General features: G+C 66.2%; 1 protein-coding gene. It reads left to right on the top strand.

Features of this window, described 5'->3' with window-relative positions; all coding sequences use genetic code 11:
• A partial coding sequence (locus AC3A6B_RS29835; RefSeq protein ID WP_487840242.1) for a haloacid dehalogenase type II occupies positions 1-510 on the top strand: 510 nt, incomplete at its 5' end.
• Between the last annotated feature and the right edge of the window lie 111 nt (positions 511-621).

Below are 621 nucleotides of genomic sequence, written 5' to 3'. Positions count from 1 at the left end.
GTGCTGGGCGACTGGCAACCCTACGAGGTGGTGCTGAAGAACGCGGTGCGCCGGCTTTGCAAGAAGTGGAAGATCCAGTACCTCGACCACGAGGCACAGAAGTACTACGACGCGGTGCCCACCTGGGGCCCGCATGACGACGTGCCCGCCGGCCTCGCCAAGATCGCCAAGGAGATCCCGCTGGTCATCCTGTCGAACGCCTCGGACAACCAGATCCAGAAGAACGTGGCCATGCTCGGCGCGCCCTTCCATCGCGTCTACACCGCGCAGCAGGCCCAGGCCTACAAGCCGCGGCTCAAGGCCTTCGAATACATGCTCGACTCGCTCGGCTGCAACCCCGAGGACGTGCTGCACGTGTCCTCCAGCCTGCGCTACGACCTGATGTCGGCGGACGACCTGGGCATCGTCAACAAGGTGTTCGTCAACCGCGGCCACGGCCCGGGCAATCCCGCCTACCGCTACACCGAGATCAAGGACATCGGCGGCCTGCCCGGCGTCGTCGGCCTCTGATTTCCTCCACCGGCCGCACGCCATGAAGCTCGACTCCTACTGGACCGATTCGGCGCCCGCCTTCGTGCCGCGCTCGTGCGAGCTGCCGGCGCAGGTCGACGTCGCCATCGT

The organism is Variovorax sp. Soil_C_33, assembly GCF_057656935.1.
This window is presented reverse-complemented; position numbering and strand designations above follow the sequence as displayed.